This is a genomic window from Microbacterium sp. (genome assembly GCF_035277845.1).
Lineage (GTDB): Bacteria > Actinomycetota > Actinomycetes > Actinomycetales > Microbacteriaceae > Microbacterium.
The window spans coordinates 1-4,052 of the sequence record NZ_DATEJS010000189.1 but is presented as its reverse complement, the minus strand read 5'-3'; the positions used below and the strand labels follow the sequence as shown (position 1 = coordinate 4,052).

At 71.9% G+C, this 4,052-nt stretch carries 3 protein-coding genes and 1 rRNA gene; 3 read left to right on the top strand and 1 reads right to left on the bottom strand.

All coding sequences use genetic code 11. The annotated features are described in order from the left end of the window. Positions 1–19: 19 nt before the first annotated feature. The 3 genes from rrf (at position 20) to VJR25_RS08030 (ending at position 2,581) form a co-directional block, all read left to right on the top strand. A 5S ribosomal RNA gene (gene rrf / locus VJR25_RS08040) occupies positions 20–136 on the top strand. 93 nt (positions 137–229) lie between these two features. Further along, positions 230–1,477: an alpha/beta fold hydrolase gene (locus VJR25_RS08035; protein ID WP_324114357.1), complete on the top strand. Its 1,248-nt coding sequence runs from the start codon at positions 230–232 to the stop codon at positions 1,475–1,477. A gap of 81 nt (positions 1,478–1,558) precedes the next feature. Further along, the gene (locus VJR25_RS08030) at positions 1,559–2,581 is read left to right on the top strand and encodes a zinc-dependent alcohol dehydrogenase family protein (RefSeq protein ID WP_324114355.1); all 1,023 of its coding nucleotides are present in this window, start codon (positions 1,559–1,561) and stop codon (positions 2,579–2,581) included. Positions 2,582–2,594: 13 nt separating this feature from the next. Here the strand turns inward: VJR25_RS08030 and VJR25_RS08025 are convergent, their stop codons facing one another. Next, the gene (locus VJR25_RS08025) at positions 2,595–3,998 is read right to left on the bottom strand and encodes an FAD-binding oxidoreductase (RefSeq protein ID WP_324114353.1); all 1,404 of its coding nucleotides are present in this window, start codon (positions 3,996–3,998) and stop codon (positions 2,595–2,597) included. Positions 3,999–4,052: the final 54 nt, after the last annotated feature.

Below are 4,052 nucleotides of genomic sequence, written 5' to 3'. Positions count from 1 at the left end.
CCTGAAACATCAATAGTGTTTCGGCGGCCATAGCGAGAGGGAAACGCCCGGTCACATTCCGAACCCGGAAGCTAAGCCTCTCAGCGCCGATGGTACTGCAGGGGGGACCCTGTGGGAGAGTAGGACACCGCCGGACTTCTTCACCAAGAAGGCCACCCAATGCTGGGTGGCCTTCTGGCGTTTCCGGGCGCGTCTTCGCCCGTCCCGAGCCTCGTTCTAGGCTCGAAGCATGACCGTCGTCATCCGCCATCTGCAGGATCTCCTCGTCGAAGAGCACACGATCACGGTGCCGCTGGACTGGACGAACGCGGCCGACAACCGCACGATCGAGCTCTTCGCCGCGGTCGTCAGCCGGGAGGGCGGCGAGCACCTCCCGTACCTGGTGTTCCTGCAGGGCGGTCCGGGCCATGAGGCGCCCCGACCGTTGCACGCGCCGACGTCGCCGAGCTGGCTGGACGACGCGCTCAAGGAGTACCGCGTCGTCATGCTCGACCAGCGGGGAACGGGACGGTCGACCCCGGTCGGCGACCGGGACCTCGAGCGCGGAACCGGCGAGCTCGTCGAGTACATCACCCACCTGCGTGCGGACTCCATCGTGCGCGACTGCGAAGCGATGCGGGAGCACCTGGGAGCGCCGGCCTGGAGCGTGCTCGGCCAGTCCTTCGGCGGGTTCACCGCGCTCGCGTACCTGTCGACGGATGCGGCATCCCTCACCGAGGTCTACTTCACCGGCGGTCTCAGCGCGGTGGGCCGGCATCCCGACGACGTCTACGCCCTCACCTACGACAAGATGCGGGATGCCTCGGAGCGCTACTACCGCCGCTTCCCGACGCACCGCACCTCCTTCCGCCGGCTCGCCGACCTCGCGGCCGCCGGCGACCTGGTGCTGCCCGACGGCGAAGTCGTGTCGGTGTCGCGGCTGCGCTCGCTCGGGTTCTTCCTGGGCTCGAACGACGGCTGGCAGAACCTATGGCAGCTGCTGGAGCAGGACCCGGGCACCAACGCGTTCCGCTGGGACCTGGCATCCGCCATGCCCTACGACGCACGCAACCCGCTCTACTACGTCTTCCACGAGTCGAGCTACGCGGACGGCTTCGCCACCCGCTGGTCGGCCGACCGCGTGGAGCCGGACGATTTCCGCGAGGACGTGACCCTGCTCACCGGGGAGCACGTGCGGCGGGAGTGGGCGGACACCGTCCCGGGGCTGAAGCCCTGGCGCGACGTCGTGCTGGCGCTCGCGGACCACGACTGGCCGGCGCTGTACGACGCAGAGGCCATCGCGGCATCCGGCGTGGTGGGCGCCGCCGCCGTCTACGTCAACGACCTGTACGTGCCGCTGGAGTTCTCGCTCGAGACCGCCCGCCTGCTGCCCGGCGTCACGCCGTGGGTGACGAGCGAGCACGAGCACAACGGGCTGCGTGCCGGCAGCGTGCTGCCCCACCTCATCGACCTGGTGCGCGGTCGCCGCGTGCGCTGAGCTTGATCGGGCGCGCACACCCCGCCCAGGACGCCGCCGCCCGGCGCGGCCGGTCCGCCGGGCGGGCGTAGGCTCGGGCCTATGCGTGCCACTGTGATGTACCGGGCCGGCGATGTGCGGCTCGAAGAGGTTCCCGACCCGCAGCTGCAGACCGGGCACGACGCGATCGTGCGCGTCGTCGCCGCGTGCGTGTGCGGGTCCGACCTGTGGGGGTACCGCGGGGTCATCCCGACGTCGTCTCCTCGCCGCATGGGCCACGAGTTCGTCGGCATCGTCGAGAACGCCGGCGCCGACGTCGAGAACGTGCGGGTCGGCGACTTCGTCATCGGCTCGTTCTACGACTGCGACTTCACGTGCGAGATCTGCCGCTCCGGCTTCAGCTCCTCGTGCCTCGAACTCGGCTGGTATGAAGGATGCCAGGCGGAGCTCATCCGCGTGCCGCACGCCGACGGCTCGCTCGCCGTGGTGCCCGCCGACCGGCTGACCGACGAACTCGTCCCGCACCTGCTCACCCTGTCGGACGTCTTCGGCACCGGTCACCACGCCGCCCACGCGGCGCGGGTCGGAGCCGGCTCGGAGGTCGCCGTCGTGGGCGACGGCGCCGTCGGGCTGTCCGCCGTGCTGGCCGCGCATCGGCTCGGGGCATCCCGCATCGTGGCCATGTCGCGCAATCCGGAGCGCCAGGCGCTCGCGCGCGAGTTCGGTGCGACCGACATCGTCGAGGAGCGGGGAGCCGAGGGGGCCGCCGTCGTCAAGGAGCTGTTCCGCGGGATCGGCCCGCAGGCCGTGCTCGAGGCCGTCGGCACCGCGGAATCGATGGAGCAGGCGGTGCGCTCGGTGCGCCCGGGCGGCACCATCGGCTACGTCGGGGTGCCGCACGGCGGGCCGGAGCTACCGCTGCGGCCGATGTTCAGTAACAACACCGTGCTCGCCGGCGGCATCGCGCCCGTGCGCAACTACATCGACGAGCTGCTGCCCGACGTGCTGTCCGGCGCCGTGCAGCCCGGCCGGGTCTTCGACCTCGAGCTGCCGCTCTCCGACATCGCCGAGGCGTACCGGGCCATGGACGAGCGCCGGGCGATCAAGGTGCTCGTCCGCCCCTGACCCGGGTGGCCGGCTACGTCGCCGCGAAGATCGTGCCGGGATTGAGGATGCCGGCAGGGTCCAGGGCGTCTTTGATTCGCTGCGAGACCTCGAGCACGTCGTCGCCGATCTGATCGCGCAGCCACGGCCGCTTCATGCGGCCGACGCCGTGCTCGCCGGTGATCGTGCCGCCGAGCGAGACGGCGAGCGACATGACCTCGCCGTACGCGGTTTCCGCGCGCTCGGCCAGCTCGGCGTCATCCCACGACGACAGCACCAGCGGATGCGTGTTGCCGTCGCCGGCGTGGGCGAGCATCGCGATCGTCACGTCGTGGTCCGCGGCGATCCGCGCGACGCCGTCGAGCAGGTCGGCCAGGCGCGGCAACGGCACGCCGACGTCCGAGAGCAGCAGGCGACCCTGCGCCTCGACGGCCGGGATCGCGCCCCGGCGCGCGGCGGCGAGGGCCTCGCCCGTCGCGCGGTCGGTCTCGGTCACGGCGTACGCGCCGTGACGCGTGAACGAGCCCTCCATGAAGCGCACGTCGCGGCCGTTCGGATCGAGGTCGTCGGTGCCGCCGAGCACCAGCGCCGCGGCCGACGTGTCCAGGTCGGGATGCAGCGGCGTTCCGTCGGCACCCGTCTGCGCGCTCACCGCACGGATGCAGGTGGCGTCCATGTACTCGAGCATGCTGGGGCGGATCGCCGTGGAGATCTCCGCGATCGCGGCGGCCGCATCGTCGATCGTGTGGAACCACGCCGCCACGATCCGCGTCGGTGACGGCGCGGGCAGCAGCCGGAGCGTGACCTCGGTGATGACCCCGAGAGTGCCCTCGCTCCCGACGAACAGCTTCACGAGCGACAGGCCCGCGACATCCTTGATCAGCGGGCCGCCGAGCCGCAGCGCGCGTCCGTCCGCGAGCACCACCTCGACACCCAGCACGTAGTCGGTGGTCACCCCGTACTTCACGCAGCACAGGCCCCCCGCGTTCGTGGCGATGTTGCCGCCGATGGAGCAGATCTCGAAGGATGCCGGGTCCGGTGGATACCAGAGGCCCTCCGCAGCGACCGCCGCCTTGAGCTCGGCGTTGAGCAGGCCGGGCTGCACCGTCACGGTGCGCGTGGCCGGGTCGATGCGCAGGTCGCGCATGCGCGTGGTGCACAGCACGATGCCGCCGTCCACGGCGGACGCGCCGCCGGACAGGCCGGTGCCCGCTCCGCGGGGCACGACCGGGATCCGGTGCGCGGCGGCCAGCCGCACGATCTGCTGCACCTGGGCGGTCGTCGTGGGGGTGACGACCGCGAGCGGGACGCCGGCATCCGGGTCGAACGCGCGGTCCTGTCGGTAGGGGGCGGTGGCGTCCGGCTCGGTGAGGACGGCGGCGGGCGGCAGGATCGTCGCGAGCTCTGCGAGGATGCGGGATGCCACGTCGTCTGCCACGCCGCCAGCCTACGCCCGGGCGCAGCGGCGGTTCCCGCGGGCCGGGCGGCGTCC